This window comes from Ruegeria sp. YTSA219 (assembly GCF_059609985.1).
Genome location: NZ_JBXWMT010000002.1, coordinates 306,337 through 332,016, shown reverse-complemented (window position 1 = coordinate 332,016; position 25,680 = coordinate 306,337). Strand labels below are relative to the sequence as shown.

The following is a 25,680-nucleotide window of genomic DNA, read 5'->3' as shown; positions in this document are numbered from 1 at the left end:
GCAGGCGACTCATTGCTGGAAAGGAAATTTCATGCCGCTGTCCTCTGACCAACTGGCCGAGATCGAAGCGCAACGGGCGCAATCGCATCCAACACGCCGTGTTGTAGCTGCGGGGATGGAGGAACACCTGTACACGGCGCATCAGGTTCTGGACCACGGTTTTGTGCGCGTGATCGACTATATGGGTGATGACGCTGCGATTTGTCAGGCCGCACGCGTGTCCTATGGCAAGGGCACCAAATCAGTGCAAAATGACGAAGGGTTGATCCGCTATCTGATGCGGCACTGGCACTCGACCCCGTTTGAGATGTGCGAGATAAAGTTGCACGTCAAGTTACCGGTTTTTGTCGCGCGACAGTGGATTCGGCACCGGACAGCGAATGTGAATGAATATTCGGCGCGCTATTCGATTTTGGACCGTGAATTCTATATCCCGGCACCCGAGCACGTGTCCGCGCAGTCCGAGATCAACAATCAGGGTCGCGGCGATACGTTGCAGGGCGAAGAAGCCGCGCGCGTCCTTGAGATTTTGAAAGCTGACAGCGCGCGTTGTTATGACAATTACGAGGCGATGATGGGTCAGGACGGGCAGCAAGGGCTTGCGCGTGAACTGGCGCGGATGAACCTTCCGGCGAATATCTACACGCAATGGTACTGGAAGGTTGACCTGCACAACCTGTTCCACTTCCTGCGTCTGCGCGCGGATCCTCATGCCCAATACGAAATTCGTGTTTACGCCGATGCCATGTGCAAGATCGTCGCTGATTGGGTGCCGGCCGCCTATAAGGCGTTTGAAGATTACCGCCTGGGTGCGGTCAATCTTTCCGCGCAGATGGTCGACAGCCTGCGTCGGATGTTGGCCGGAGAGACGGTCACGCAGGAAAACTCGGGCATGACCGGGCGGGAATGGCGTGAGTTCGAGGCGATCATCAAGGAAAGTTGAGTGCGCTTGCGGTCTGTCTATACGGGGCGTCATGAAATGGTTGCGATCGTTTCATGACACTTTCAGTTTTGATCAAAACCGGTTGTCTGACCCTGTTCCTGCCTCGCGTGGCACAGGCCGAGTCCCCCCATCGTCGATGGTGATTTGCGAACCCACGGCTACATGCACCAAAAACTTGCGCTCCAGTTCACCTCTGACCGGGCAAGAGCCGGGATGTGCGATCCTGAACAACTGATGGAAGTGTGGACTAGATAATCCGGCAACTGGACGATAGTGGTCACCTGTGCGACCAGTACGTCCTGAATCGTGCCATGTGGAAAAATTGAACCACGCGCCCCGAAAGCAGCAGGGCGCGAGAATAGGCACATCACTTTCGATGGCCAACGGCCTGAAATTGGCCGTTGTCCTGATTTTCGTACCCGCAGTAACGGGATTTTACAGTGGCTTCAAATCTGAAGCCATTTGTCGGCCGTCACGTCCGTCTTCCAGTTCGTAAGCGACCTTCTGATTGTCAGCGAGTCCGGTAAGACCAGATCTTTCAACGGCCGAGATGTGAACAAATACGTCCTTGCCGCCTTCATCAGGGGCAATAAACCCATAGCCTTTGGTGGTATTGAACCATTTCACGGTGCCAGTTGGCATTTCCCGTGTCTCCTTCTACTTGCACGTTGTCCCACAAAATTGGTGGGGGTAGCGATTGACGTAACCGCAACACATCACCGTCTCGTCCACACGACACGGCCCGAATTACGTGTTTCGTCTTTTTCAACATTGCACGGTGAAGTAAAAAATCAAGAAATACCGGAATACACTGGCGAATTTGCCCATTATCAAGATCGAAACAGGAGCAGCCTGAAAATGCGCGTATATGGATTGAAGACTTGCGATACTTGCCGTAAGGCTTTGAAATTGCTTGAGGGTTCGGATTTTATCGATGTTCGCGCGCAAGGTGTGCCGGATGCGGTACTGGCGCAGGCCCTAAAACGTTTCGGCGAGGCTTTGCTCAATACCAGGTCGACAACGTGGCGCGGGTTGGATGCAGAGCAGCGCAAAAAAGAGCCGCTGGAACTCTTGCAGGAACACCCAACCTTAATGAAGCGACCGCTTGTTGAGAAAGACGGTGCACTTTATCTGGGCTGGACGGCTGAAACGCAGGCAGCCCTTGGCGTTGGCTGAGTGGGTACTTATGTGGTTGGTCGCAAGCTAGAGGGTTCTAAATGCGTAACGCAGCGATGATTTTAGGGGTAGTTGCCGGTCTGATCGGCATGTTGGTCGGGTTTGTTGGCTATGGATATGTCGAGTTGATCGACAGGTTTGGCGAAATCGACGGGATTGCCGAGCAGGTGGACAATGCGCAGTTGATCCGAACCGCGGCGATCCTTGCGCCTTTATTGGCTATTGCGGGCGGGGCGATGGCACATGCCCGCGCTCTGATTGGTGGCGTGTTGCTGCTGATTTCTGCGGCTGGGATGTATTATGCGTTCGGGTTCAATGTGTTCACCATGTTCCCGGTCGCCTTTGCCGCCGTGGCGGGTCTCCTTGGGCTGGCCGCGGGTAAACCGGACGAGCCCAAGGCACATTTCTGAGTTACTTCAGGCGCAGGATGCGATCGATCGAGATCGGGCCTGCGCCGTTTATCGCGATGACCAGAAACAGGAAAGTCCACATCACGCGCTGATCCATCAAAGTAAGTGCGTTGTCGAACAGGCCTCCCAGTTTGACGCCATGACCGGTCACGTCGACAATGGTCTGGACCCAAACAAACCCAATCATCCCAAGGGCTGCCACCCGGGTCAGCAGGCCGATCAGCAACAAGGCTGGCAGGACAAATTCGGCGGCTGTTCCCAGAAAGATTACGACGCGTTGGAAAAAAGTCATCTGGGTTACGTCATAAAGTACGGCCTCTGCCGCTTTGGGGAAAATCTGCCCAAACGCCCCCGCTGACGGAGAGAAAATCGATCCGTCGATTTTCAGGGTGGCTGAGTTCCAGTAGTAGACAAGCAACACGGCAACAAAGACAAGACGCGCCAGGGTTGGTGTCAGCCAGTTGGCCGAGCTGTCGATCCGTCCCAGGACGTTGTTATGAAGAGAGATCAGGGCAGTCATGTTGCCAGCCTTTCAATAGTCACAGAAGTGATAGCGCCGCCCTGTAACAGCAGCGCCAGAGTGGCCCCAAGATCAAAATCCGGGGTGGTTTCGGTAGTGTTTTCAAATGCCTGTCCGATTGTGTTTCCGGCCTGCATAGCGGCGATCCAACCCGCCCCGCCTTGCGGCAGGGCCTGAGGAACAGGATCATATTCGCGGCGCGTGATCAGGGTATCTTCAGCACCAGCTTGGGGTTTCGGTGCGCCGTCTTCGGTATTGAACCGCCATATCGAAAAGATGGGCCAGTCCGAGCGCAAGATCTGCATCGAAGGTGCGAATTCCAATCGGGCCCGGAAAAGATCTTCGGGTGGCACGGCTAATGCGTCGTCCGGCGCTGGCACGCTGTCCTCCGCGTGGTAAGATCGGCGAAGGGCCAGTTCCAGTCGCGCCACATCGGGCAGGTACCCGATATGCGACAGCTGATCCATCCCGGCCAGGAAATCCGGAAACGCTTCGCCATAGAACATCATCAACGGCGAGGTTGGTGGGTGGCTGCGCAGAAAAAGCCCGGCCAACCCGTCCATGTTTTGCGAACCCAGCAACTTGGCGATAACCGGGAAGGCCTGATGCATGGCTTCGGTCAGCGAAACGGCAACATTGTTGCGATAAACACTGAAACGCCGTCCCGCCGGCTGATCCGACGCGTCTACAAGGCCCTCAGGCACCGACATGGCTGGACCCAGCAAAGCCAGATGAAACTCTTCTTGCGACACGCTCATGCTGGAATGCGGTCCAGTGCCGCTTGGGCGCGATCGGCTTCGGCACGCAAGACAGGCCAATCAGGGACGTCGGTATCCCATTCCACCAGAACAGGTTTTGGTCCCGATTGTTCAAGCACATAATTCAGAAGAGCCCAAACCGGATCAACCACTTCTCGCCCGTGGCTATCGATCAACAAGGGAAGCCCGTGGTCGTCTTCATCCTCATCATGCCCGCCAAGGTGGATCTCACCAACCTTGTCCAGCGGATAGGCGTCGATATAGCTCTGCGGTGAGAAGTCGAGATTTGTCGCCGATACGAAAACGTTATTCACATCCAGCAAGAGCCCGCATCCGGTGCGGCCCGAAATTTCGCGCAGGAAGTCGGGTTCGGACCACCTGCTTTCATCAAATGCTAGATAGCTTGACGGGTTTTCAAGTAGCATCTGTCGCCCAACGACATTCTGAACTTGGTCGATATGATCGCAAATCCGTGCAAGGGTTGCGTCGGTATAGGGCAGGGGCAACAGATCATTCAGGAAGTGACTGTCATGTGTCGACCAGGCCAGATGTTCGGAAAAGCTGGCGGGGTTGAGCCAGCCGACGAGGTGTTTCAAACGGGCCAGGTGGTCGGTATCCAGCGGGCCTTCACTGCCGATGGACAGGCCAACGCCGTGGACGGAAATCGGGAAGTGTTCCGACAAGTGCCGCAGCTGTGCCAGCGGGCGGCCACCATCGCCCATGTAATTCTCGGCGTGGATTTCCAGCCATGCGACCGGTTGCGGGTGATCCAGAATCTGCTGGAAATGCTGAGGCTTATAGCCGACGCCTGGTGCCGCAGGCAGCCTGTTCGATCGGATTGTGCTGTCCAGCATCTGGTAACCTCGCGGTCTTGAAAAAAGAGGCGGGCGATACTTGCCCGCCCCTCAGATTTGGCAAAAACTCAGGCTTATGCCGGCAGGTCGCGCTCCAGCGGCTCGAGCGATCCCTTGCGGGCAGCGCCGTCAGCTGACTGAGGCAGGTCGATATCGGCGCAGGTGCCGGCATCTACCAGCGTCCAGGCATTGCCCTGATAATCAACAGTCGAGGTGCCCGCGCACGTGGTGCCAGGACCGGCGGCACAATCGTTCTGACCGGCCAGAGAAACGCCATAGCACTTTTCTTTGGCTTGTGCGGATGCAGTTGTGGCCATGCCTGAAACGGCTGCGGCTACGGCGCTAGCGATGACAAGGGATTTAGCGGTGTTCGACATCTCGGTTATCCTTTTGATGACTGCGTATGTCTGTGTTCGACAATGACAAAGGTAATGGGTTGCAGGTCACAGTTGAATTCACGAGCCTGTGTCTCACGAGCCCGTCAATGACTGTCATGACATCTTGCAAACTAATAGTTTGTTTTAGAAGAGATAAAACGCAAATGTTTCAATCCGGCCCCTCAGAGAGGGCCGGATTTTGTGCAATTTGCCGCTGATTGTTACAGCAGGTCGGGCGGCGTAGCGGCCCGCGACAGTTCAATTGTTACAGCTTCAAGCGGCTGCACTTGTGTCTGTTTCTCACCAAGACGACGGACACTGACTGTGCGGTCCTCAACTTCACGGTGACCGACGGCCAGAATGACCGGAACTTTGCCGACCGAGTGTTCACGAACCTTATAGTTGATCTTTTCGTTGCGGATATCCGCCTCGGCTCGGACACCTGCGGCCTTGAGTGTCTCAACCACTTCCTGCACGTAACCGTCAGCCTCGGAGGTGATCGAAGCGACCACGACCTGACGCGGGGCCAGCCAGAAGGGCAATTTGCCCGCGTGTTCTTCGATCAGGATGCCGATGAACCGTTCGAACGAACCCAGCGTTGCACGATGCAGCATGAAGGGGCGGTGCTTCGATCCGTCCGCGCCAATGAAATTGGCGTCCAGCCGCTCGGGCAGGTTGGGGTCCACCTGAAGGGTGCCGCATTGCCAAGTACGGCCGATCGCGTCGGTCAGGGTGAATTCAAGCTTGGGTCCGTAGAAGGCGCCTTCGCCTTCGAGAAGCTCATAGTCGTATCCTGCGGCCTTGCAGGCGTCACCCAGGGCTTTTTCGACCAGATCCCAGCTTTCATCCGACCCGATGCGTTTTTCCGGGCGCGTCGAGAGCTTGATGGTCCAATCATGGAAACCGAGATCGGCATAGACCTTCGACAGAAACGCGATGAATTTTGCGGTTTCAGATTCGATCTGATCTTCGGCGCAGAAAATATGCCCATCGTCCTGGGTAAAGCCGCGCACCCGCATGATACCATGCAGCGCGCCAGAGGGTTCGTACCGCGCGCAAGACCCGAACTCGGCCATGCGCAGAGGCAGATCGCGATAGGATTTCAGACCCTGATTGAACACCTGCACGTGGCAGGGACAATTCATCGGCTTCAGGGCGTTCACGGCCTTTTCACGGGCATGTTCCTCGTCGACTTCGACGATGAACATGTTTTCCTGATACTTGTCCCAGTGGCCCGAGGCTTCCCACAATTTGCGGTCAACAACCTGCGGTGTGTTGACTTCGACATAGCCGTCACGTTCCTGCATGCGGCGCATATAGTCCTGCAGGGTGGTATAGATCTTCCAGCCATTCGGATGCCAGAAGATCTGGCCCGGAGCCTCTTCCTGCATGTGGAACAGGTTCATTTCGCGGCCCAGCTTGCGGTGGTCACGCTTGGCAGCCTCTTCCAGCATGTGCAGGTGCGCTTTCAGCTTTTCCTTGCCGGTAAAAGCCACGCCATAGATGCGTTGCAGCATCGCACGGTCGCTGTCACCGCGCCAATAGGCGCCGGCGATGGACATCAGCTTGAACGCATCGCCCGGAACCTGGCCGGTATGCTGAAGATGCGGGCCACGGCACAGGTCCTGCCAGTCGCCATGCCAGTACATGCGCAATGGCTCGTCGCCCGGTATGGCGTCGATCAGTTCGACCTTATAGGGCTCGTTGTTTTCGGTGTAGAAATCAATCGCGCGCTGACGGTCCCAGACCTCGGTGGTCACGGTGTCGCGTTTGTTGATGATTTCCTTCATCTTTTTCTCAATCGCGCCGAGGTCTTCGGGCGTAAATGGCTCGGCCCGGTCGAAATCGTAGTACCAGCCGTTTTCGATGACGGGGCCGATGGTGACTTTGGTATCGGGCCAGATCTCCTGCACGGCGCGGGCCATGATATGAGCCAGGTCGTGGCGGATCAGTTCGTTTGCCTGATCTTCATCTTTCATGGTGTGCAGGGCGATTTCGGCATCAGATTCAATGGGCCATTGCAGATCCCAATGCTGGCCATTCACCGTGGCTGAGATGGCCTTTTTGGCCAGTGAGGTCGAGATGTCGGCGGCCACCTGCGCAGGGGTTACACCCACGTCATAGGATCGTGCATTGCCGTCAGGAAAAGTGAGAGAGATTGACTGTGCGTCCAAGGCCATGGCTGGCTCTCCTCGTCGGTTTGGCGCCCACTGAACGCCCGGTTGCGGGTTATGTTGTGTTCGCTTCATTTGTCAGGTGGGGGTGAACCTGTCAAGGGCCGGCGCGAGGGGCCGGCCCCTCGCGCTCCCAGAGGTATTTTTGGCCAGATGAAGGGGGATCTGGGAATTGCACTTGGGGGTGGGGCGTGCATGATATCGGAAAAAGAAAAGAGGGTGTCATGGCAGCGACGAATTTTCTGGAAACGGCGCAGGGACGGCGGCTGGCCTATCACAAAAGCGAGGGCACCGGGCCGACCATCGTGTTTCTGGGCGGGCTCAAATCCGATATGGAAGGCACCAAGGCGGTGCATTTGGAGGCCTGGGCGAAGGGGCGTGGCCATTCATTTCTGCGGTTCGACTATTCAGGTCACGGTGAAAGCGGGGGCAAGTTCGAAGAAGGATGCATTGGTGACTGGCATGAGGATACGCTGGCCGCGATCACGGAATTGACGGATGGGCCGCTGATTGTTGTCGGCTCGTCCATGGGGGGGTGGCAGGCGCTGCTGTTGGCCAAAGCGCTGCCAGATCGGATTCAGGGAATGGTGACCATCGCTGCTGCGCCGGATTTTACCGAGGACGGGTATTGGGCTTCATTCTCGAAAAACCAGAAACAGGCACTGGAAACTGTTGGCCATGTCGAGCTGCCTTCGGACTATATGGAGCCTTACATCGTGACCAAACGGATGATCGAAGATGGTCGCCAACATTTGGTCCTGCGCAAGCCTCTGCATATGCCTTTTCCCGTGCGGTTTTTGCAAGGTACCGAAGACACAGCGGTTTCAATCGGAACAGCAGTGCGCCTGATTGAACATGCGTTCGGGCCCGATATGCGCCTGTCATTGATCAAGCACGCCGATCATCGCTTTTCGGATGGCCCATGCCTTGGGTTGATCGAACAAGCCGTTCTCGATGTGATGGCAGCCCAATAATGCGGATATTGGGTCGCGTTTTTCTGACATTGATCGTTGCGTTTGGCCTGATCTATTGGTTTGGCCCGCGTGAGAAGGTTGATCTGGCCCCAACATTTGACGCGCGCAAATTCGGTGAAGGGGTGCAGGTCTATTTCGAAAGTGTGGAATCTGCATTCGCCGACATCATTCCGGGGGTCGAAAAGCGAGTTATTTGGCAAGAGGGCTATAAAGAGCAGCGAACACCTGTTTCGATTCTATATCTGCACGGGTTTTCTGCATCATCCGAAGAGATCCGACCGGTTCCCGATCTGCTCGCCGAAACGTTGGGCGCCAATCTGGTCTACACGCGGCTGCAGGGTCATGGTCGCGGGGTGGATGCAATGGGTGAGGCGACGGCCTCGGGTTGGATGCAGGATCTTGCCGAAGGGCTGGCTGCTGCACGGGCGGTTGGGGAAAAGGTCGTGGTGATTTCGACATCAACCGGCGGCACGTTGGCAGCTGCGGCCGCACTGAATGAAGAGCTGAGCCAAAACGTTGCGGGGATCGTATTTGTTTCTCCGAATTTCGGCGTTAAAGCGGCCGGCGCATGGATACCCGGATTGCCTTGGGCGCGCATCTGGTTGCCCCTGATTATGGGTGAAACCCGGGGCGTCGCAGGGGTGAACCCGGAAATGAACAAATTCTGGTCGGCGGTCTACCCTTGGCAGGCCGTGGTGCCGATGACAGTGCTGGTGGATGTGGTCTATGCGCTGGATTTTTCAGACGCAAGGGTTCCCGCGTTGTTCTGGTTCTCGAATGAAGATCAGGTCGTGCGTGCCGACCTGACCCACGAGATTGCCAAAGCATGGGGCGCCCCTGCGTCGGTTGTGCTGGTAACAATGGGGCCCGGGGACGATCCTAATTCCCATGTGATCGCCGGGCGGTTGATGTCTCCGGGGCAGACCGACGATGTGGTGGCTGGTATTCTGAGATGGCTGAATACCTTGGGGATCGAGTGAGGAAGAAACAATGCGTAGACCAGGCAGTATGTGGAGCCTTGAAACCCTCGGTCGTGTGCGTCTGTCCCGTCATTTTTTCATGCGCGATTTTCTGTATTCGGAAATAGGCAATTTTCACGAAAAGCAGAATTTTCCTGACGATCCCGACCTTGCCATCGAAACCGGAAAGGCGCTTTGCGAAACCCTGCTGGACCCGCTTGAGGAGACCTTTGGCCGGATTGCCGTACGATCCGGCTATCGCTCGGCATCATTGAACCGTTTCGGTAATGAAAACCGGCTGAATTGCGCGCGAAATGATAACCCGCTGGAATGTCACATCTGGGATCGCGCGGTGGGTGATGATCGGATTGCCGGTGCATCGATCGTGATCCCATGGTTTGCGGATCAATATGAGGCGGGGCGGGATTGGCGGGATTTGGCGTGGTGGATGCACGACCATCTGGAATATTCCGAAATCTGGTTCTTTCCAAAACTCTGTGCTTTCAATCTGGTCTGGAGGCCTGTGCCTCATAAGCGCATCGACAGCTATATCGCGCCGCGGGGCTGCCTTCTGCGCCCAGGAGGCACGCCTGGCGAGGGTGAACTTGAGCGGCAAAGACGATATGCGGACTTCCCCGCTTTTCGCGGTATCCGCTACCCCTGAACTTTAACTTGCCGAACCATACAAAACCTCTCATCCTGAAACTAATGACGACGATTTGAGTGACTTTTCCAAAGGAGGCGTTGTTTGATCGAGCCGTTGGTTCTTTTGCCCGGTTTGATGTGTGATGCGCGGGTATTTGAGCATCAGATGCGCGCCCTGTCACGTGATCGCGCCGTGACGGTCGCTTCGGTTTCGACTGCTGAACGGATTGAAGAGATCGCGCGGGGCCTATTGGTTCAGTTGCCACAACGCTTTGCATTGGCGGGCCTAAGCCTGGGCGCCGTAGTCGCTTTGGAAATTGTCCGATATGCACCCGAGAGGGTGTCGCGCTTGTGTCTGATGGCTTCGGATGCGCATTCGGAATCGCCCCAGACCGCAGCCGCGCGGGAGGAACTGTTGGTCGCCGCCAAGATGGGTCGGTTAGAGGAAGTGATGCGTCGGCTGATTGGATCGGATTCGCTGGCCCCGGGGCCTCGACGTATTCCCATTCTTGCTGATGTCATCTCGATGGCGTTGGATTTGGGCCCGCAGGTGTTCGAGCGTCAGATTCGTGCGCTGCAGCGTCGCCCGGATCAGCAGGGCAACCTGCACCGGATCACGGCCCCGACTTTGGTGCTATGTGGGGCGCATGACACGGTTGTTCCGGTGCGAAGGCATGCGTTCATGGCGGACCTGATCCCAAATGCAGAACTGCACGTCATCAAGGATGCAGGACATTTGCCTACGTTGGAATCGCCTGAAAATGTCACCGAGGCGCTGAAGACCTGGCTCAGCGTGAAGCCTGCGCTGGATTACGCGTAGAGCGCTTTACGCTGTTCTTTGCTGAGAATGACCGGGGTTGAGATCGTCTGGCCCGTATTCTGATCAAAGAACGGGGTGTCCCTCCAGCTGCCAGAAAGCCGGGATTTTAGTACCCGCGTAACAATCCCGGCGACAGCGTAACCCAGTCGCTTGTGTTTGTGTTTTCCATCGGCCTGGGGAATGAACCCTTGGGTCGTAACCGGCCCTAAACAGTCCGGGTCGGAAACTCGTTTCACATCAAAGCCCGCAAACGGAAATTTTGGAGTATTTGATGTCGTCGCCAGCGGCGCATTGCAGCAGCTGGCATACCAGCGCAGCATCCCCTTGGGGCCAAGGCGCATCGCGGCCAGGTGTTCGATGCCGCCGTCGATCCTTATTTCTTCAGGGGCCATTTGGAAAATCTCCACCGGTTCCGGCGCAGGGTCCGGTTGCCCGAAATATATCTGCGCGGCCCGGCAATCACGGCAAAAGCAGACTACATGCGTTCCGTACTGAACGCCTCTGGCTGTAATGCTGCCAAAGAGTTTTCCACAGTTGCAGGCGAAAGCCGTCTGTTTGGCGACTTTCTTTCCCATCGGCGTTAGGCCACTTTGTTGCGGTTGGCCGCTTTGCGCGAGGGTTTGCGGGCGTTGGCGTTCATAAATTCGATCACCAATGGGCGGATATTGTCGCGCCAGCTACGGCCGGCGAAGATGCCATAGTGACCTGCGCCAGGTTCGACATGGCTGGCTTTTTTCGAGTCCGGCAGCCCTGTACACAGCTCGAGCGCAGCAATGCACTGGCCAGGGGCCGAGATGTCGTCATTCGCACCTTCGACTGTTTTGACTGCAACGTTTGTAATTTTGCCGATATCCACCTTGTGCCCCGCAACAACAAACTCGTTGCGCGCGATTTCGCGGTTTTTGAAGACGCGTTCGACGGTCGAAAGGTAGAACTCGGCGGTCATGTCCATGACGGCGAGATATTCATCATAGAATCTGTTATGGGCATCGTGATCCGAAGCCTCGTCCCGCATAACCCTCTGGATCTGCTCGGAAAACGCCTGAGAATGCCGGTCCGAATTCATCGACATGAACGAGGCCAACTGCAGCAGGCCGGGATACACCATGCGCCCGACGCCCTTATACTTGAAGCCGACGCGCTGAATCATGGTTTCTTCCAGCTGCCCCATTGTCACGCGACGGCCAAAATCGGTCACGTCGGTTGGTGTGGCATCCGGGTCAACAGGTCCGCCGATCAATGTCAGCGTACTGGGTTGGGCTTTGGGTTCGACCTCGGCCAGATAGGCTGTGGCGGCCAGAGTCAGCGGCGCCGGTTGGCAGACGGCTACAACGTGGGTGTCCGGTCCCAATTCTTTCATGAAATCGACAAGGTAAAGTGTATAATCCTCTACATCAAACTTACCTTCGGACACGGGGATATCGCGCGCATTATGCCAGTCAGTGATATAAACTTCGCAATTCACCAAGAGGCTTTTTACGGTGGACCGAAGCAAAGTGGCGTAATGTCCAGACATCGGGGCGACCAACAGCACCTTGCGGGGCTGTTCGGCGCGGCCATTGACACGTATATGTATCAAATCACCAAAAGGGCGTTCGATCACCGGGACAATATCGACCAGATGATCCTTGCCGTCTTCGCAAGTGAATGTACGGATTCCCCAGTCGGGTTTTACAACCATGCGCTGGAACGTCCGCTCAGTCACCTCACCCCAGGCGGCCATCATGCTGAACGCAGGGTTGGGCACCATCGAAAACAGCGGATAAGAAGCTATGGCACTTGCCGTAGCACCCATCCACTGATTGGTGTTGCGCATCGTTTCCATCAGATCGTAGGTCATCATGTAGCGCATGAAATGGGCCTCCTGAGTGTCAGCCTGATAATTCGGACCATTCGTCGCTTTGCCCCCCGACGCCCACGACGTTATTCTGCATAGCAGCGAGGTTAGGGTGGAATTGTTAAAATGACAACAAGTGAAGATAACGCGCCAGAGCTGTCCGAGGAACACCTTGAACGGATTAGAGAAAATATGACGAAAGTCGAAGAATTGTCGAAAAGGCTGATCGATGTGATGGCTGGCAAAGAGGCACACACTCCCGCGTTGGACGGTCCGAATCAAGATCTTTTCGCAAGAGCAGCAACTTCGTATTTCGCCGAAGCGTGGCAGAATCCCGCCAAGCTTCTGGAACATCAGGTCGCCTTCTGGGGACAATCCGTTATGAACTTTGCTGAGGCTCAGCAGGCGCTGGCCGCCGGCGGGGTCGAGGACAGCGAACCCGGACCCAAGGATAAACGGTTCTCAAACCCTCTTTGGGACACCAACCCCTATTTCCGGTTTATTCGCCAGCAGTATCAGACAAATGCCGATGCAATCGCGCAGGCGGTTGCTTCGGTCGACGATCTGGACGGCAAGGACAAGCAGAGGCTGCATTTCTTTTCGCAACAGATCATTGACTTGATGTCTCCGACGAATTTCCTGGCCTCCAATCCCGACGCGCTGGAAAAGGCGGTCGAGACGGAAGGGCAATCGCTGATCAAAGGGCTAGAGAATCTAGTTGCGGACCTAGAAGCCAATAATGGTGAAATGGTTGTCAGACTGGCGGATGAATCCGCGTTCAAGCTTGGCGAGAATATCGCGACAACTCCGGGCGACGTGGTCTATCGCAACAGGCTTATGGAGTTGATCCAGTACAAACCCACGACCGAGACCGTACACGAGACCCCGATCGTTCTGTTTCCGCCCTGGATCAACAAATACTATATTCTGGACCTTAAGGCGCAGAACAGCCTCATCAAATGGGTGACCGAGCAAGGCTATACCCTGTTTGTTGTAAGTTGGGTTAATGCGGATGCTTCTCATGCCGAGGTCGGTATGGGCGACTATGTCGAAGAGGGATTTCTGACCGCCATCGAGACCGTCAAGTCGATCTGTAAGGTCAAGCAGGTCAATGCGGTGGGATATTGCATTGCCGGCACCACGTTGAGCTTGACGCTGTCCCTGATGAAGCAGCGTGGCGACAAATCCATCAAATCGGCGACCTTCTTCACAACCTTGACCGATTTCGGTGAACAGGGGGAATTCACGCCGTTCCTACAGAATGACTTTGTCGATGGCATTCAAGAACAAGTGACAAAAGACGGTATCCTAAAAGCATGGGTCATAGGTCGTACCATGTCGTTCCTGCGATCGAATGACCTGATCTACGGCCCTGCCATTCGAAGCTATATGATGGGCGAGACCCCTCCGGCGTTTGATTTGCTCTACTGGAACGGGGATGGCGCAAATCTTCCGGGCAAAATGGCAATCGAGTATTTGCGGGGGCTTTGCCAGAAAAATCAATTTGTGACCGACGGTTTCGATTTGCTTGGGCACAAACTGCATATCCGCGACGTTGATGTTCCTTTGATGGCCATCAGCTGTGAAACCGACCATATCGCCGCCTGGAAAGATTGTTATCGGGGTGTGCAGCAGATGGGGTCACGTTCGAAGACGTTTGTCGTTTCGGAATCCGGTCACATAGCAGGCATCGTGAACCCGCCGAGCAAGAAGAAATACGGCCACTACACCAACCCTGATCTGAATGCGGATGCCGATGCATGGATGAAAGAGTCCGATTTTCATAAAGGGTCCTGGTGGCCGCAGTGGGAAGCTTGGCTGAAGAAGAGATCCGGCAAGCAGATCCCCGCGCGCCAAGTGGGCGATTCGGGATACGCTTCCCTGGCCGAAGCACCAGGAACCTATGTTTTGGTGAAGGCAACAGATTGATTTTTAACAGTTTAGAAAAATATTGCTGCAGCGCAGCAAGAAAAAACTTGCAATGCTGCGATGCAGCAACGATATTGTCCTCAAGCTGATGAAGCCCGGGGTTGGCCCGGATCGGCAAGCAAAGGATTTGGACAATGGCAAAGACTCAAGACTTTACCGCGACCCTGAAAGACATGATGGGTGCATTCCCTGTTGACACCACCGCTCTGGAAGGTGCGTTCAACACCACCGCGACCCTGAACGAAAAGCTGTCGGGCGTTGCTCTGGAAGCGGCTGAGAAATCGGCTGAGATTTCGAACAAATGGACCAAGGAAACCCTGGCCAAACTGTCCGATATGTCGAAAGCGAAATCTGACCCTGCAGATTACGCAAAAGCTGCAACCGACTACGCAAGCGCGTCGGCTGAAGTTGCTGCTGAAAACCTGGCTGCTTTCGCTGAAATCGCGAAAAAAGTTCAGTCGGAAACCGTTGAGCTGCTGATGGCTGCTGGCAAAAACGCTGCAGAAGATGCAACTGCCGTTGTCAAAAAAGCAACCAACGACGTGTCCACTGCTGCGAAAAAAGCAGCTGGCGCCAAGTAAGGTAAGATAGCGAGGCGCACCCACTCCTCCCATTTGGTGCAATCGCGTTGGGCAGGTCGAAAGACCTGCCCTTTCTTTTTGTTCTGCACTCGCATAATCTCTGCTGCAATGCATCATTCCTTGGGGAGGGTAGACGGTGTCAGAAAAAGAAAAACCGTTGCTAATCAAACGATATGCCAGCCGTCGGCTGTATAACACTGAAACCAGTGACTATGTCACGCTCGAAGATATTGCGGCATTCATACGTGACGGTCGCGAAGTTCAGATCATAGACCTGAAGACTGGGGATGATCTGACACGGCAATATCTGCTGCAAATCATTGCCGAGCATGAAAGCCGCGGTGAGAATGTCCTGCCGGTGAACGTGCTGAACGATCTTGTGCGCAGCTATATGTTGCCGGGCGGAGGAGTGATGCCGCAATTCCTGCAAAGCTCGTTCGAAATGCTGCGCGAAAGCCAAAGCAAAATGATGGAAAACATGTCTGCGATGAATCCGATGACCCAGATTCCGGGTTTCGAAGCGCTGCAAGCGCAGCAAAAGGCATTTCTGAAGGCGATGACCAGCGGCATTTCCGGCAGTTGGTCCGGTCCGGAAACGGATAGCGAGGCCAAACCCCAGTCGAGTGAGGATCTGGACGACATCAAGAAGCAGTTGGCGGAGTTGCAGCAAAAGCTGTCTAAACTGAACTGAATTTGTCCACACAATGAAATAGGCCCGCCGCTGGCGGGCCTTTTCGTTTGAATTCAGCTTGTTCAGGTTCCAAATGCGATTTTCGGGGCGGTAATTTCCCCTACTGAAGCCAACAGAATATCAGCGATCACATCCAGTTCCGCGCCTGTCAGGCGTACAGGCAGGCGCACGTCGCAAGCTTTCATCAGCATGTTTCGCGTTTGTGGCAGCTCGGTCTGTTCCGGCAGGAATTGCCAGTTCCAAAAGGCACGGGCGTTGTCTTCACTCAGGCCGAATACCTGAACTTTCACCCCGCGTGCCTCGGATGCTGCGGCAAAGGCGCGGATATCATCATCGCTTAGGTCAACCAGATTGAATTGGATCGAGTCCGGCGCCCGGCGTTCTGGCATCAGCGGGGCAGGCACGTTGATATAGGGTGATGAGTTCAGGCGCTCCGCCACATAGTCGTGGTTTTGCAACCCATCGCTGACACGACGTGCCAATTCAGGCATCTGGGGACGGATTACTGCAGCGCTCAGGTTGCTCATCCGCAGGTTATACAGCGGCAACTGGTTCTGCCAGCGGCCAAAGGCCTCTTCGAGTTCCGATGAGTTGTCGCCACGCGGACCTTTGTGTTTCTTCCAATTATGTTCGTAGGCGCCGGACATGATCACGGCACGCGCCACTAGATCAGCGTCGTCGGTTATCAGAATGCCACCTTCGCCCGCATTGATCATCTTGTAGGACTGAAACGAGAAACAGCCGATCTTGCCAATCGTCCCAATATTGCGGCCATGCCAAGTTGTCCCCAGCGAATGGGCTGCGTCCTCGATCACCGGAATGTCGCGCGCGCTGCACAGGGTCATGATCGCGTCCATATCCGAAGTATGTCCGCGCATATGGCTAATGATCACGGCCTGCACGTTATCCAGTTTGGCGGCAAAGTCATCCATGTCGATGCGATAATTGTCACCCACCTCACACAGTACGGGGATGCAATCCGCATGTATGACCGATGAGGGCACCGCCGCAAAGGTAAAGCCCGGTATCAGCACCCGCGCGTCCCGCGGCAAACCCAGCGCCTTGAGCGATAGGAACAGTGCCGCCGAGCAGGACGATACAGCCAGCGCGTATTTCGTGCCCAGCAGTTCCGCGAATTCCGACTCGAGCAGCGCAACCGGAGCGTCCTGCGGCGCAGTGTAGCGGAACAGGTCGCCTGACTGCATCAGGGCATCAATGGCGTCGCGGGCGGCCGCGGGGATGGGTTCGGCGTCATGGACGTTCGGAGGCAGCGTCATATTTGGCATTCCTGAATTCTATCTTTGGGAAAGATAAAGCTAATGAAGTGTCAATCCAAGCCCTTAATCTTCAGGGTGGCGAAATTTCACTATTCTGTCGTAGTCAGAGAGACACAGGTTGGCTTACCCCGCGTAGCGGGAAATTCTTTTGAACTTGCAACTTTGGGGGAAGTAAGGTGGCAATGGATCTTCTTTGACGTTGTTCTCGTATGATGGGTTGGATCACTGCATTGACTATCATTCGTTTGGCCCTCTGGGGCGCGCTTTCAACTTTCGCTTCAGCGGTTCACGCAGATTATCTTCTGTCGGATGGCACTGAAGTTGCGCCGCTTGAGATGTTTCAGGAATGCGATGTTTGCCCTGAGATGATTGCCTTGCCTATGGGTGAGTTCATGATGGGTGGACCACCGGGAGAATCGAAACGAAACTTTCATTGGGATGAAAAAGGGCTTCGCCCCGCGACAGCGGAAGAGCCGTATATCGCACATCATGAAGGTCCGGTTCACAAGGTCACGATAGATATGCCCGTCGCCATGGGGCGGAATGAAGTCACTCATGACCAGTGGATGGCTTGTGTGATTGATGGCGGTTGTGGTGGGTATACCCCGCGAGACTGCATTTTGCAGCGTGACGGTCCCTGCGTTGAAATCAAGGGAAATCATCCGGTTGTAGACGTATCCTATCAGGATGCCGTGTCCTACACTGGGTGGCTAAACAACAAAATAGGGGCGGATGTTTATCGTCTGCCTACGGAAGCTGAGTGGGAATATGCCGCTCGTGCTGGGACACAAACACCTTTTGCGCAAGGAGAAGAGGTCTCGACGGATCAGGTTAACTTCCACGGCAAACCAACGGAAGAAATGTTGGGAGTGAAGCGACCTGATCTGGCCCGTCGCGGCTATCCTGTGCCCGTTGATGCGTTGGATGCAGCCAATGATTGGGGGCTGCGGCATATGTCGGGGAATGTTGCGGAAATTACGATGTCCTGCTGGACGGAAACGCACAAAGAGTGGAGTAGATCCAGCGTTTACCTGAAAATGGCACTTGCGCCGGGCTGTGAGCGTCGTGTTTCGCGTGGTGGCACATATTGGATCGCGATGGATTTCTCTCGCGTTGCGACCCGAGGCGGTGGCTCAGATGACGTCGGTTCTACGTCTAAGGGGTTCCGCGTTTTGAGGGAGTTGAAATAAACCCTCTGAGTGCCTTGCAATCACAGGCCAAGCCGGTCCCGTAGGGAAAACCATGTCATCGCCAGCACCAGCAACGGGCTGCGCAGGGCGGGGCCTCCGGGGAAGGGCATGGCGGGTACGCGGGACATGGTGTCGAACCCTTCGGCCTGGCCCTGAATGGCCATCGCCATCAGTTGCCCGGCATGTGTAGCTGTGCCAACACCGTGACCCGAATAGCCAGAGGCTGACAGAATATTCGGGGCAACCCGTGTCAGGTAGGGCATTCGCCGCATGGTGATGCCCAGAGTACCGCCCCACGCATAGTCGATCTTCACATCGCGCAGATGCGGGAAAATCTCGGTCATCGGTTTGCGCACCTTGGAGGCGATATCTGTCGGGAAACGGTAGCCATAGCTTTCCCCGCCGCCGAATAGCAGGCGGTTGTCGGCGCTGAGGCGAAAATAGTTCACCACAAACTTGGTGTCGGCGACGGCGACATCCCGGGTCAGGACGCGGGCGGCATCGGTGCCCAAAGGCTCGGTCGCGGCGATGAAATTGTTGATCGGCATGACGCGCGACGCCACTTTGCCGTTCAGGTCACCAAGATATCCGTTGCAGGCCAATATGACGTGGTTGGCCGTCACCTTTCCCTGCGGGGTTTGCACGATGGCCGGATCGACTTCGTCGATCCCGGTGACCTCGGTACCCTCAAAGATGCGCACGCCGGCCTTGGCTGCGGCTTCGGCCAACCCCAGGGCAAAGTTCAGCGGGTGCAGATGCGCCGCCCCCATGTCCAGATAACCACCGCGATAGGTGGGCGACGGGCAGAGACCATGCGCGGCGCCTTCGTCCAGCAGCTCCATATGGTCATACCCATATCGCGCCGACAGATGCGCGGCGTGATCGTGGAGGTCTTGCTGATCCCCGGTGCTGAGGCCCAGAACCGCCACGCCCGGTTTCAGATCACAGTCGATTTTGTGCTTTTCGATCAGCGATTTGACCAGATCCTTGGCATCTTCAGCCAGATCCCACAGCTTGGCGGCATCGTCATCTCCGACCAGGCGTTCAAGGTCTTCCTGATCCATCCGCTGGGCGCTGCCCAGCTGCCCGCCATTGCGGCCTGACGCTCCGAAACCAACGCGATGCGCCTCAAGCAGCACGACGTCGAACCCGGCCTCGGCCAGATGCAGCGCGGCGGACAGTCCGGTATAGCCGCCACCGACCACACAGACATCCGCTTTGGTATCCCCAGCAAGCGCGGGAAAACGGTCGAGCGTGTTGGCCGTCGCGGCATACCAGCTGGCCGGATACTCGGCCTTGCGGTCGTTGGAATAGAGGAGATTCATCGCGGCTTAAACGTTCATGAGCAGGTGCTCACGCTCCCACGGAGAGATGACCTGTAGAAATTCTTCATACTCGGCACGTTTGACAATGCCATAAACGCGGGCAAATTCCGGACCCAGCACCTCGTGCAGGGCGGTGGCCTCGTCGAACAGGTCCAGCGCATTGCCCATGACCTGCGGGATATCACCGTCACCTTCGTAGGCGTCGCCATAAAACTGACGGCGCGGACGTTCCTGCTGTGTCAGGCCGAGATAGCCGCAGGCAAGCGACAAGGCGATGCCCAGATAGGGGTTGCAGTCCATGCCTGCGATACGATTTTCAACGCGCCGCGCCTCGGGGCCGGACAGGGGAACACGGATGCCGGTCGTGCGGTTGTCACGAGCCCATTCCAGATTGATCGGCGCGGCATGGTCTTTCACATAGCGGCGGTACGAGTTCACATAAGGTGCCATGACTGCCAGGCCTGCAGGCAAGTGGTTTTGCAGCCCTGCAATGAAGTTATAGAATGCATCCGTTTCGCCGCCCTGAGGTCCGGAAAAGATATTCTGTCCGGTTTCGATCTCGGTGATCGAGTGGTGGATGTGCATGGCCGATCCAGGCTCATCCGCAATCGGTTTCGCCATGAAGGTCGCAAAGCAGTTGTGTCGCAACGCGGCTTCGCGGATCAGGCGTTTGAAATAGAACACTTCATCTGCCAACTTGACCGGATCACCATGGCGCAGGTTGATTTCAAGCTGTCCGGCGCCGCCTTCCTGGGTGATGCCGTCAATCTCGAATCCCTGATGTTCGGCAAAGTCATAGATGTCGTCGATCACCGGGCCGAATTCATCCACCGCTGTCATCGAATAGGCCTGCCGCGCGGCCGCCGGACGACCCGAACGGCCCATCATCGGTTTGATCCCCTGCGCGGGGTCGACATTGGGGGCGACCAGAAAGAACTCCATCTCTGGCGCGACAATCGGTTTCCAGCCTTTGTCGTGATACATTTTTACGACGCGCTTCAACACGTTGCGTGGGCTGAACGGGATCGGCTCTCCGTCCCGGTCATAGGCGTCGTGGATCACCTGCAGTGTCCAGTCACCCGTCCAAGGAGCAGCGGAAGCAGTCGAAAAGTCAGGCTTAAGGATCATGTCCCGTTCAATGAAGCCGTCCTCTCCGGCGGCTTCGCCCCAGTCCCCGGTGATAGTCTGGTAAAAGATACTATCGGGTAGATGGAAGTAGGACTGGCGTGCAAATTTGGTGGCCGGAACCGCTTTCCCGCGCGCGATGCCGGGCAGGTCAGAGATGATGCACTCGACCTCATCCAATCGGTGACCTTCAAAATAGGTACGGGCTGCCTGTGGCAGTTGTTCTGTCCAATCGGCCATCAGGCCCTCTCTTTCTTCAAAAACTCTGCCATGAACTGTCCGATCTTCGGACTGTCGTCGCGGGTGGGCAGGCGGTCGGCGGCGGCCTGCATCAGATTGTCTGGAACGACACCTTTGCCGCGTGTGTCCATCAGCCCTTCGATGAAGCTGTCGCCATACTCCGGGTGGGCCTGAACGGTCCAGATCGTGTCGCCATAGGCCAGCATGGCATTCTGGCAAAAGGCGTTCGAACCAGTTACTTGTGCACCGGCGGGCAGCTCTACCACCTGGTCCTGATGCCAGGCATTCAAAGTGACGGTCTGTCCGTCCAAATCGTAGTCCGTCCGCCCCACGGCCCAGCCCTGTTTGAACTTTTCAACTTTCCCGCCAAGGGCTTGCGCAATGACTTGATGACCAAAGCATATGCCGATCAGGGGTTTGCCGCTTTGATGGATGTCGCGGATCAGCGCTTCGAGCTTGCGAATCCAGACATGGTCCTCATAGGCGCCATAGCGCGAGCCGGTGATGATCCATCCATCAGCATCGTCAAAACTTTGCGGAAAGTGATCGTCGACAACAGCATAGGTCACAAACTCAAAGCCGTTGCCATCCAGCAGCGCGCGAAACATGCCGTCATATTCACCGAACTGATCGTGCAATTCGTCAGGGGGGTGGCCGGTTACAAGGATACCGATTTTCATGGGTCACCAAATTTGATCAAATTTATTCTAGCTGAGCAGAACGAAGCGGGCAAGGGGGCTCAAACCGCCTCGAGATAACTTAGCCAATGCTCCTCGGGTGGGCGTTCGTCAAAGCGCAGGATCTCTTGTCGCTTTGTCATGGCAAGATTGCTGATCAGCGGGGCGGGAAAGATGCGCGCAACTTGCGGATCGGTTTCAAGGGCGGTGATGGCTGAAGCCCAGTCGCCAGCGAGTTGCGGCAGGCCGTCGATCTCATAGGCGTTGCCCGTGATTGGAGCTGGCGGTTCAGTTCCGTCCTCGATGCCGTTCAGCGCCGCACCGAGTACGGCGCTCAGCATGAGGTAGGGATTGATGTCACCACCAGCAACGCGATGTTCGATCCTGCGGGCAGAGGGCGCGCCGCCGGGAACGCGCAGCGCGGCAGTGCGATTTTCATAAGCCCAGCATGCCTCAGTTGGGGCATGGGCGCCGGGGACAAGCCGGGTGTAGGAGTTCCCGTGCGGTGCAAAAATCAGAGTTGAACCAGGCATTGCGGACAGACATCCGGCTATGGCCGAGCGCAAAAGATCAGTGCCTTCAGGCCCGCCATTGTCAAAGACATTTTGCCCATCCTGGTCGACGACCGAAAAATGGACATGCATCCCATTGCCCGCATCCTGGGCATAGGGTTTGGCCATGAAAGTTGCGGTAAACCCATGTTTGCGCGCAAGGCCACGAGTCAACACCTTGAAAAGCAACGTATCATCTGCGCAGCGCATGGCGTCCTGATGGTTCAGGTTGATTTCAAACTGGCCAATCCCGCTTTCGGAAATGGCGGTTTGAGCCGGGATGCTCATTGCCTCGCATCCGTCATAGAGGTCTGTGAAAAAGGCGTCGAACGCATCCATTTCCGCCATGGACAGGACTGCCTCGTCGACCAACCGTCGCCCCGTCAAAGGATTGATCGGAGGCACCGGCCGTGCACCTGATGAGTCCAATAGCGTGAATTCCAGCTCGGTCGCCGCAACAACAGACCAGCCACGCTCGGCATAGCGTTGCAGCACCGAGGTCAGAGCATGGCGAGGGTCGCCGGCAAAGGGCTTGCCCTGATCGTCATACAGGGACATCAACACCAGCGCTGTTTCGGTTTCAAGCCAGGGAACTGGGACGGGGCCACGCTCGGTTGGCAGTAATATGCCGTCCGCGTCGCCTGATTCAAACACAAGCGGGCTATCCTCGATATCCGCGCCCCACAGATCAACATTCAATGCCGAAAAGGGCATCCGCACCACACCTTTACTCAGCTTGTCAGCATAAGAAGGAGGCACGCGTTTGCCGCGCAGCTGACCGTTAAGGTCGCAGGCCGCTACGCGAAAACTGTGTAGGGCGTTCAGGTCCATCGGCGTCTCCATCACTCTGGTACTCCGAGGTTTAATCGACACAAAGCGCCTTGTCACGAAATTTGATCAAATTATCCCCGCGCCGTTTTTTTCGGCGCGGGGTCGGGACCTTATGCAAAGCTTATGCCGTTCTCGGCCATCGGCAGATCGGCAATCAAGGTCCCCGACATTGCCTTGATTGCGTTCGCGAGCGCGGGGGCCGAGGGCGGCGTGCCGGGTTCGCCCACGCCTGTGGGGGCCTCGGCCGAGGGCAGGATGTGGACGTCGATTGTAGCTATATCGCCGATCCGAAGGGGCTCGTAATCCGGGAAGTTGTATTGATCCACGGAACCGCCGGTCAGTGTGATCTGATCGCGCATCACATGCCCGATGCCATAGCCGATGCCACCTTCCATCTGGGCACGCACCACGTCGGGGTTCACCGCGATACCGCAATCGACAGCACAGGTGACCTTTTCGATCTTGATACCGTCATCCGGATCGCCCGAGATTTCGACCACCTCAGCCACATAAGAACCAAAGGATTTGTGCACCGCAATACCTTGCGCTCGACCGGCAGGGACGTTGCCCCAATCTGCTTTCTCGGCCGCAAGTTTCAGAACTGAGGCCTTGCGCTGTTGGTCTGCATTACCCGCATCCGCCAGATGTGCGAGACGGAACTCAACCGGGTCACGGCCCGCGGCGGTGGCGGCCAAATCCATCATTGTTTCCATCGTATAGGCAGTGTGGGTATGTCCTACCGACCGCCACCATAGGACCGATGTGGCCTTGGGTGTGTCGGTCAGTCCAAGCGCCATCCCCGGAATATCATAGGGGCTGTCTGCGATGCCCTCGATCGAGCTGTGGTCGACGCCGTCATGCACTGCAACCGCTTCGAACGGGGTGCCCTTCATGATCGATTGCCCAGCAACCTGATGCTGCCATCCGACGATATTCCCCTCCGCATTCAACCCGACACGAACTTTGTGGCCGAAGGCCGGGCGGTAATACCCGCTGCGAATGTCGTCTTCCCGCGTCCAGACCAGTTTGACCGGGCGCGAGCGGTCAGTGACAACAAAGGCCAACGCGGCCTCAACCTGATAGTCCGCATCCGGTGTTGCGCGACGCCCGAAAGACCCGCCGGCCAGCATCGTTCTGATGTGGATTTTCTCGGGTGGCAGCTGAAAGATTTGCTGATACGCCATGTGCGGGCCGGTTGGCATCTGAGCGCCATCATGCAGAATGATGTCACCCTCTGCGGTCTGTTCGATTGTGCAGTTCAGTGGCTCCATCGGAGCATGGGCGAGAAGCGGGTAGTAAAAAGTTTTTTCTACGACCGTATCCGCCGCGTCGATCGCCGCCGAAACCGTGGCAACATCTGCCTTGTTCACGTTATAGGCGGGCTCGGCATTCAGCGCGTCCATGATCTCGGCCTTGATCTGATCCGAGTCGCGCGTTTCAGCGCCGGACATTTCCCATTCGACCTCAAGCGCGTCACGCGCCTGAATCGCGGCCCAGGTATCTTCGGCATAGACCGCAACGCCCGCCTGATTGGGCAATGCAGCGGCGCTGATATAGCCTTTGATCTCTTTCGAGGCGCTGTCGTCAAAGCTGATGACAACACCACCGCGCGACTCCGGACGTTTGATCATCGCAACCATCTGGTTGGGCAGGTGGACATCCATGGCGTACATCGCTTGTCCGTTGCCCTTGATGGCCGAATCCGTGCGACGCACGGCCTCGTTTCCGATCAGGCGGAATTCCGAGGGGTCTTTCAGGCGCGGCTCGGTCGGCGCTTCCATCTGCGAAGCGGCTGCCACGAAATCGGCAATCGGTGCAGATTTCTCGCCTGCTTTGACGATGCCTTCCTCAATGGTGATGCCTGATGCATCTACACCCCATCTTTGGGCGGCGGCGTTGATCAGCATCTCACGGGCAGCAGCGCCCGCCTGGCGATATTGCTGCCAGGAGTTCGCCATTGCGGTTGACCCGCCGGTGCCTTGGAAGGGGCCAAACAGCAGATTGTTATAGACTTGGGGGTTAGAGGGCGCGAATTCGTATTCGATCTGGTCCATGGATAAACCGATCTCCTCGGCGATCAGCGTCGGCAGGCCGGTCGCAGGGCCCTGACCCTTTTCGAAATGCTTGACGATGGCGGTCACGGTGCCGTCGGCGTCAATCTTAACAAATGGGTTGAGCTGCGTCGTCTCGGACGAGGCCGCAGCCAGAACGCCATCGGGGCGGGCGCCAACCAGCAAGACGGCTCCGGTTGCAGCAGCGCCTTTCAGAAAACCACGGCGAGAGGTGTTGATGGTCATGGATCAGGCCTCCAGAATTTCGGATGCGCGCTGGATACCGGCGCGGATGCGTTGATAGGTGGCACAGCGACAGGCGTTGCCGGACATGTAGTCGTCGATTTCTTCAACGCTGGGCTTTGGGTTTTCGGACAGCAATCCGACCGCCGACATCACCTGACCGGATTGGCAGTAACCGCATTGAACCACGTCCAATTCGACCCAGGCCTGCTGTACCGCGGCGCCAATATCGTTGTTTCCGACAGCTTCGATCGTGGTGATTTCGGCGTCTTCGACATCCTCAATATACGTCTGGCAAGAACGCACAGGCTCCCCGTCCAGATGCACGGTGCAGGCCCCACAGGACGCGACACCGCAGCCGAACTTGGTTCCTGTCATCTTCAGTTCGTCCCGGATTACCCACAGCAGGGGCGTGCCGGGCTCGGCCTCAACCGTGTGGGTCTGGCCGTTCAGTTTCAATGTCAAAGCCATTGGGGGGATCTCCTGTTGGGCTGGCTACCTGAATCGGTAAACTGGCGGGTT

Annotated in this window: 26 protein-coding genes; 11 read left to right on the top strand and 15 right to left on the bottom strand. The window is 56.5% G+C overall.

All coding sequences use genetic code 11. The annotated features are described in order from the left end of the window. The first annotated feature begins 31 nt into the window (after positions 1-31). Positions 32-943: an FAD-dependent thymidylate synthase gene (gene thyX, locus AC2FFB_RS04700; RefSeq protein ID WP_281971864.1), complete on the top strand. Its 912-nt coding sequence runs from the start codon at positions 32-34 to the stop codon at positions 941-943. A gap of 435 nt (positions 944-1,378) precedes the next feature. On the opposite strand, the gene AC2FFB_RS04695 is transcribed toward thyX, so the two are convergent. Then, positions 1,379-1,585, bottom strand: coding sequence for a cold-shock protein (locus AC2FFB_RS04695; RefSeq protein ID WP_142632979.1), 207 nt, complete (start codon positions 1,583-1,585; stop codon positions 1,379-1,381). A gap of 216 nt (positions 1,586-1,801) precedes the next feature. Here AC2FFB_RS04695 and AC2FFB_RS04690 point away from each other — a divergent pair, with 216 nt between their 5' ends. Together AC2FFB_RS04690 and AC2FFB_RS04685 are read left to right on the top strand one after the other, a co-directional pair. Further along, positions 1,802-2,119 carry an ArsC/Spx/MgsR family protein gene (locus tag AC2FFB_RS04690; RefSeq protein WP_281972388.1) on the top strand — a complete coding sequence of 106 codons (318 nt, stop codon included), beginning with the start codon at positions 1,802-1,804 and terminating at the stop codon, positions 2,117-2,119. 41 nt (positions 2,120-2,160) lie between these two features. Further along, a complete protein-coding gene (locus tag AC2FFB_RS04685) occupies positions 2,161-2,529 on the top strand; it encodes a hypothetical protein (RefSeq protein ID WP_142632981.1) in 369 nt (122 codons plus the stop codon). Position 2,530: 1 nt separating this feature from the next. On the opposite strand, the gene AC2FFB_RS04680 is transcribed toward AC2FFB_RS04685, so the two are convergent. The 5 genes from AC2FFB_RS04680 to thrS all read right to left on the bottom strand — a co-directional run bounded on the left by AC2FFB_RS04680 (position 2,531) and on the right by thrS (position 7,218). Continuing rightward, a complete protein-coding gene (locus tag AC2FFB_RS04680; RefSeq protein WP_281971865.1) occupies positions 2,531-3,049 on the bottom strand; it encodes a DoxX family membrane protein in 519 nt (172 codons plus the stop codon). Then, positions 3,046-3,807, bottom strand: a complete 762-nt coding sequence (locus AC2FFB_RS04675) for an HvfC/BufC family peptide modification chaperone (RefSeq protein ID WP_496874555.1) — start codon at positions 3,805-3,807, stop codon at positions 3,046-3,048. Before AC2FFB_RS04675 ends, AC2FFB_RS04680 begins: the two co-directional genes overlap by 4 nt. Then, positions 3,804-4,661: an MNIO family bufferin maturase gene (bufB, locus tag AC2FFB_RS04670; protein WP_496874554.1), complete on the bottom strand. Its 858-nt coding sequence runs from the start codon at positions 4,659-4,661 to the stop codon at positions 3,804-3,806. Before bufB ends, AC2FFB_RS04675 begins: the two co-directional genes overlap by 4 nt. Before the next feature lie 74 nt (positions 4,662-4,735). Then, positions 4,736-5,038: a BufA1 family periplasmic bufferin-type metallophore gene (locus AC2FFB_RS04665; protein WP_142632987.1), complete on the bottom strand. Its 303-nt coding sequence runs from the start codon at positions 5,036-5,038 to the stop codon at positions 4,736-4,738. 221 nt (positions 5,039-5,259) lie between these two features. Continuing rightward, positions 5,260-7,218 (bottom strand): threonine--tRNA ligase, encoded by a 1,959-nt coding sequence (gene thrS / locus AC2FFB_RS04660; RefSeq protein WP_496874553.1) that lies wholly within the window; start codon positions 7,216-7,218, stop codon positions 5,260-5,262. Between the two features lie 218 nt (positions 7,219-7,436). Here thrS and AC2FFB_RS04655 point away from each other — a divergent pair, with 218 nt between their 5' ends. The 4 genes from AC2FFB_RS04655 (at position 7,437) to AC2FFB_RS04640 (ending at position 10,610) form a co-directional block, all read left to right on the top strand. Further along, on the top strand, positions 7,437-8,186 hold the full coding sequence (locus AC2FFB_RS04655) for an alpha/beta fold hydrolase (RefSeq protein WP_282027330.1): 750 nt from the start codon (positions 7,437-7,439) through the stop codon (positions 8,184-8,186). Beyond that, positions 8,186-9,166 carry an alpha/beta hydrolase gene (locus tag AC2FFB_RS04650; protein ID WP_496874552.1) on the top strand — a complete coding sequence of 327 codons (981 nt, stop codon included), beginning with the start codon at positions 8,186-8,188 and terminating at the stop codon, positions 9,164-9,166. Before AC2FFB_RS04655 ends, AC2FFB_RS04650 begins: the two co-directional genes overlap by 1 nt. A 28-nt stretch (positions 9,167-9,194) precedes the next feature. Continuing rightward, positions 9,195-9,809 (top strand): hypothetical protein, encoded by a 615-nt coding sequence (locus AC2FFB_RS04645; protein WP_281994992.1) that lies wholly within the window; start codon positions 9,195-9,197, stop codon positions 9,807-9,809. 84 nt (positions 9,810-9,893) lie between these two features. Further along, positions 9,894-10,610 carry an alpha/beta fold hydrolase gene (locus AC2FFB_RS04640; RefSeq protein WP_496688537.1) on the top strand — a complete coding sequence of 239 codons (717 nt, stop codon included), beginning with the start codon at positions 9,894-9,896 and terminating at the stop codon, positions 10,608-10,610. Here the strand turns inward: AC2FFB_RS04640 and AC2FFB_RS04635 are convergent. After that, positions 10,601-11,185, bottom strand: coding sequence for a DUF6151 family protein (locus AC2FFB_RS04635; protein ID WP_496688535.1), 585 nt, complete (start codon positions 11,183-11,185; stop codon positions 10,601-10,603). The two genes, AC2FFB_RS04640 and AC2FFB_RS04635, sit on opposite strands and share 10 nt — an antisense overlap. 5 nt (positions 11,186-11,190) lie before the next feature. Beyond that, positions 11,191-12,462 carry a polyhydroxyalkanoate depolymerase gene (gene phaZ / locus AC2FFB_RS04630; RefSeq protein WP_496688533.1) on the bottom strand — a complete coding sequence of 424 codons (1,272 nt, stop codon included), beginning with the start codon at positions 12,460-12,462 and terminating at the stop codon, positions 11,191-11,193. A 111-nt stretch (positions 12,463-12,573) separates the two neighbouring features. Between phaZ and AC2FFB_RS04625 the strand changes: the two genes are divergently transcribed. The 3 genes from AC2FFB_RS04625 (at position 12,574) to phaR (ending at position 15,648) form a co-directional block, all read left to right on the top strand. Beyond that, positions 12,574-14,376: a PHA/PHB synthase family protein gene (locus AC2FFB_RS04625; protein WP_496688531.1), complete on the top strand. Its 1,803-nt coding sequence runs from the start codon at positions 12,574-12,576 to the stop codon at positions 14,374-14,376. 134 nt (positions 14,377-14,510) lie between these two features. Beyond that, entirely contained in the window at positions 14,511-14,957 is a 447-nt protein-coding gene (locus AC2FFB_RS04620) for a phasin family protein (protein WP_142633002.1), read from the top strand. A 136-nt stretch (positions 14,958-15,093) separates the two neighbouring features. Beyond that, positions 15,094-15,648 (top strand): polyhydroxyalkanoate synthesis repressor PhaR, encoded by a 555-nt coding sequence (phaR, locus tag AC2FFB_RS04615; RefSeq protein WP_496874551.1) that lies wholly within the window; start codon positions 15,094-15,096, stop codon positions 15,646-15,648. 62 nt (positions 15,649-15,710) lie between these two features. Here the strand turns inward: phaR and AC2FFB_RS04610 are convergent, their stop codons facing one another. Then, positions 15,711-16,925, bottom strand: a complete 1,215-nt coding sequence (locus tag AC2FFB_RS04610; protein WP_496874550.1) for a DegT/DnrJ/EryC1/StrS family aminotransferase — start codon at positions 16,923-16,925, stop codon at positions 15,711-15,713. Positions 16,926-17,137: 212 nt separating this feature from the next. Here AC2FFB_RS04610 and AC2FFB_RS04605 point away from each other — a divergent pair, with 212 nt between their 5' ends. After that, the gene (locus tag AC2FFB_RS04605) at positions 17,138-18,115 is read left to right on the top strand and encodes a formylglycine-generating enzyme family protein (RefSeq protein ID WP_496874549.1); all 978 of its coding nucleotides are present in this window, start codon (positions 17,138-17,140) and stop codon (positions 18,113-18,115) included. 20 nt (positions 18,116-18,135) lie between these two features. On the opposite strand, the gene AC2FFB_RS04600 is transcribed toward AC2FFB_RS04605, so the two are convergent. From AC2FFB_RS04600 to AC2FFB_RS04575, 6 genes are all read right to left on the bottom strand, one after another. Beyond that, positions 18,136-19,440 carry an NAD(P)/FAD-dependent oxidoreductase gene (locus tag AC2FFB_RS04600; protein WP_496874548.1) on the bottom strand — a complete coding sequence of 435 codons (1,305 nt, stop codon included), beginning with the start codon at positions 19,438-19,440 and terminating at the stop codon, positions 18,136-18,138. 6 nt (positions 19,441-19,446) lie between these two features. Next, complete coding sequence (locus AC2FFB_RS04595) at positions 19,447-20,805, bottom strand: glutamine synthetase family protein (protein WP_496688525.1); 1,359 nt, start codon at positions 20,803-20,805, stop codon at positions 19,447-19,449. Next, entirely contained in the window at positions 20,805-21,485 is a 681-nt protein-coding gene (locus AC2FFB_RS04590; RefSeq protein ID WP_496874547.1) for a type 1 glutamine amidotransferase, read from the bottom strand. The genes AC2FFB_RS04595 and AC2FFB_RS04590 overlap by 1 nt, the downstream gene beginning before the upstream one ends. 59 nt (positions 21,486-21,544) lie before the next feature. Then, complete coding sequence (locus AC2FFB_RS04585; RefSeq protein WP_496713718.1) at positions 21,545-22,864, bottom strand: glutamine synthetase family protein; 1,320 nt, start codon at positions 22,862-22,864, stop codon at positions 21,545-21,547. Positions 22,865-22,974: 110 nt separating this feature from the next. Then, the gene (locus AC2FFB_RS04580; RefSeq protein WP_496874546.1) at positions 22,975-25,161 is read right to left on the bottom strand and encodes a molybdopterin cofactor-binding domain-containing protein; all 2,187 of its coding nucleotides are present in this window, start codon (positions 25,159-25,161) and stop codon (positions 22,975-22,977) included. Between the two features lie 3 nt (positions 25,162-25,164). Beyond that, on the bottom strand, positions 25,165-25,629 hold the full coding sequence (locus AC2FFB_RS04575; RefSeq protein ID WP_496688520.1) for a (2Fe-2S)-binding protein: 465 nt from the start codon (positions 25,627-25,629) through the stop codon (positions 25,165-25,167). Between the last annotated feature and the right edge of the window lie 51 nt (positions 25,630-25,680).

Bases quoted from the DNA above. Each gene is read 5' to 3' on its own strand.
- thyX (WP_281971864.1), top strand. From the start codon at position 32: ATGCCGCTGTCCTCTGACCAACTGGCCGAGATCGAAGCGCAACGGGCG.
- AC2FFB_RS04695 (WP_142632979.1), bottom strand. From the start codon at position 1,585: ATGCCAACTGGCACCGTGAAATGGTTCAATACCACCAAAGGCTATGGG.
- AC2FFB_RS04690 (WP_281972388.1), top strand. From the start codon at position 1,802: ATGCGCGTATATGGATTGAAGACTTGCGATACTTGCCGTAAGGCTTTG.
- AC2FFB_RS04685 (WP_142632981.1), top strand. From the start codon at position 2,161: ATGCGTAACGCAGCGATGATTTTAGGGGTAGTTGCCGGTCTGATCGGC.
- AC2FFB_RS04680 (WP_281971865.1), bottom strand. From the start codon at position 3,049: ATGACTGCCCTGATCTCTCTTCATAACAACGTCCTGGGACGGATCGAC.
- AC2FFB_RS04675 (WP_496874555.1), bottom strand. From the start codon at position 3,807: ATGAGCGTGTCGCAAGAAGAGTTTCATCTGGCTTTGCTGGGTCCAGCC.
- bufB (WP_496874554.1), bottom strand. From the start codon at position 4,661: ATGCTGGACAGCACAATCCGATCGAACAGGCTGCCTGCGGCACCAGGC.
- AC2FFB_RS04665 (WP_142632987.1), bottom strand. From the start codon at position 5,038: ATGTCGAACACCGCTAAATCCCTTGTCATCGCTAGCGCCGTAGCCGCA.
- thrS (WP_496874553.1), bottom strand. From the start codon at position 7,218: ATGGCCTTGGACGCACAGTCAATCTCTCTCACTTTTCCTGACGGCAAT.
- AC2FFB_RS04655 (WP_282027330.1), top strand. From the start codon at position 7,437: ATGGCAGCGACGAATTTTCTGGAAACGGCGCAGGGACGGCGGCTGGCC.
- AC2FFB_RS04650 (WP_496874552.1), top strand. From the start codon at position 8,186: ATGCGGATATTGGGTCGCGTTTTTCTGACATTGATCGTTGCGTTTGGC.
- AC2FFB_RS04645 (WP_281994992.1), top strand. From the start codon at position 9,195: ATGTGGAGCCTTGAAACCCTCGGTCGTGTGCGTCTGTCCCGTCATTTT.
- AC2FFB_RS04635 (WP_496688535.1), bottom strand. From the start codon at position 11,185: ATGGGAAAGAAAGTCGCCAAACAGACGGCTTTCGCCTGCAACTGTGGA.
- phaZ (WP_496688533.1), bottom strand. From the start codon at position 12,462: ATGCGCTACATGATGACCTACGATCTGATGGAAACGATGCGCAACACC.
- AC2FFB_RS04625 (WP_496688531.1), top strand. From the start codon at position 12,574: ATGACAACAAGTGAAGATAACGCGCCAGAGCTGTCCGAGGAACACCTT.
- AC2FFB_RS04620 (WP_142633002.1), top strand. From the start codon at position 14,511: ATGGCAAAGACTCAAGACTTTACCGCGACCCTGAAAGACATGATGGGT.
- AC2FFB_RS04610 (WP_496874550.1), bottom strand. From the start codon at position 16,925: ATGACGCTGCCTCCGAACGTCCATGACGCCGAACCCATCCCCGCGGCC.
- AC2FFB_RS04605 (WP_496874549.1), top strand. From the start codon at position 17,138: ATGGGTTGGATCACTGCATTGACTATCATTCGTTTGGCCCTCTGGGGC.
- AC2FFB_RS04600 (WP_496874548.1), bottom strand. From the start codon at position 19,440: ATGAATCTCCTCTATTCCAACGACCGCAAGGCCGAGTATCCGGCCAGC.
- AC2FFB_RS04595 (WP_496688525.1), bottom strand. From the start codon at position 20,805: ATGGCCGATTGGACAGAACAACTGCCACAGGCAGCCCGTACCTATTTT.
- AC2FFB_RS04590 (WP_496874547.1), bottom strand. From the start codon at position 21,485: ATGAAAATCGGTATCCTTGTAACCGGCCACCCCCCTGACGAATTGCAC.
- AC2FFB_RS04585 (WP_496713718.1), bottom strand. From the start codon at position 22,864: ATGGACCTGAACGCCCTACACAGTTTTCGCGTAGCGGCCTGCGACCTT.
- AC2FFB_RS04580 (WP_496874546.1), bottom strand. From the start codon at position 25,161: ATGACCATCAACACCTCTCGCCGTGGTTTTCTGAAAGGCGCTGCTGCA.
- AC2FFB_RS04575 (WP_496688520.1), bottom strand. From the start codon at position 25,629: ATGGCTTTGACATTGAAACTGAACGGCCAGACCCACACGGTTGAGGCC.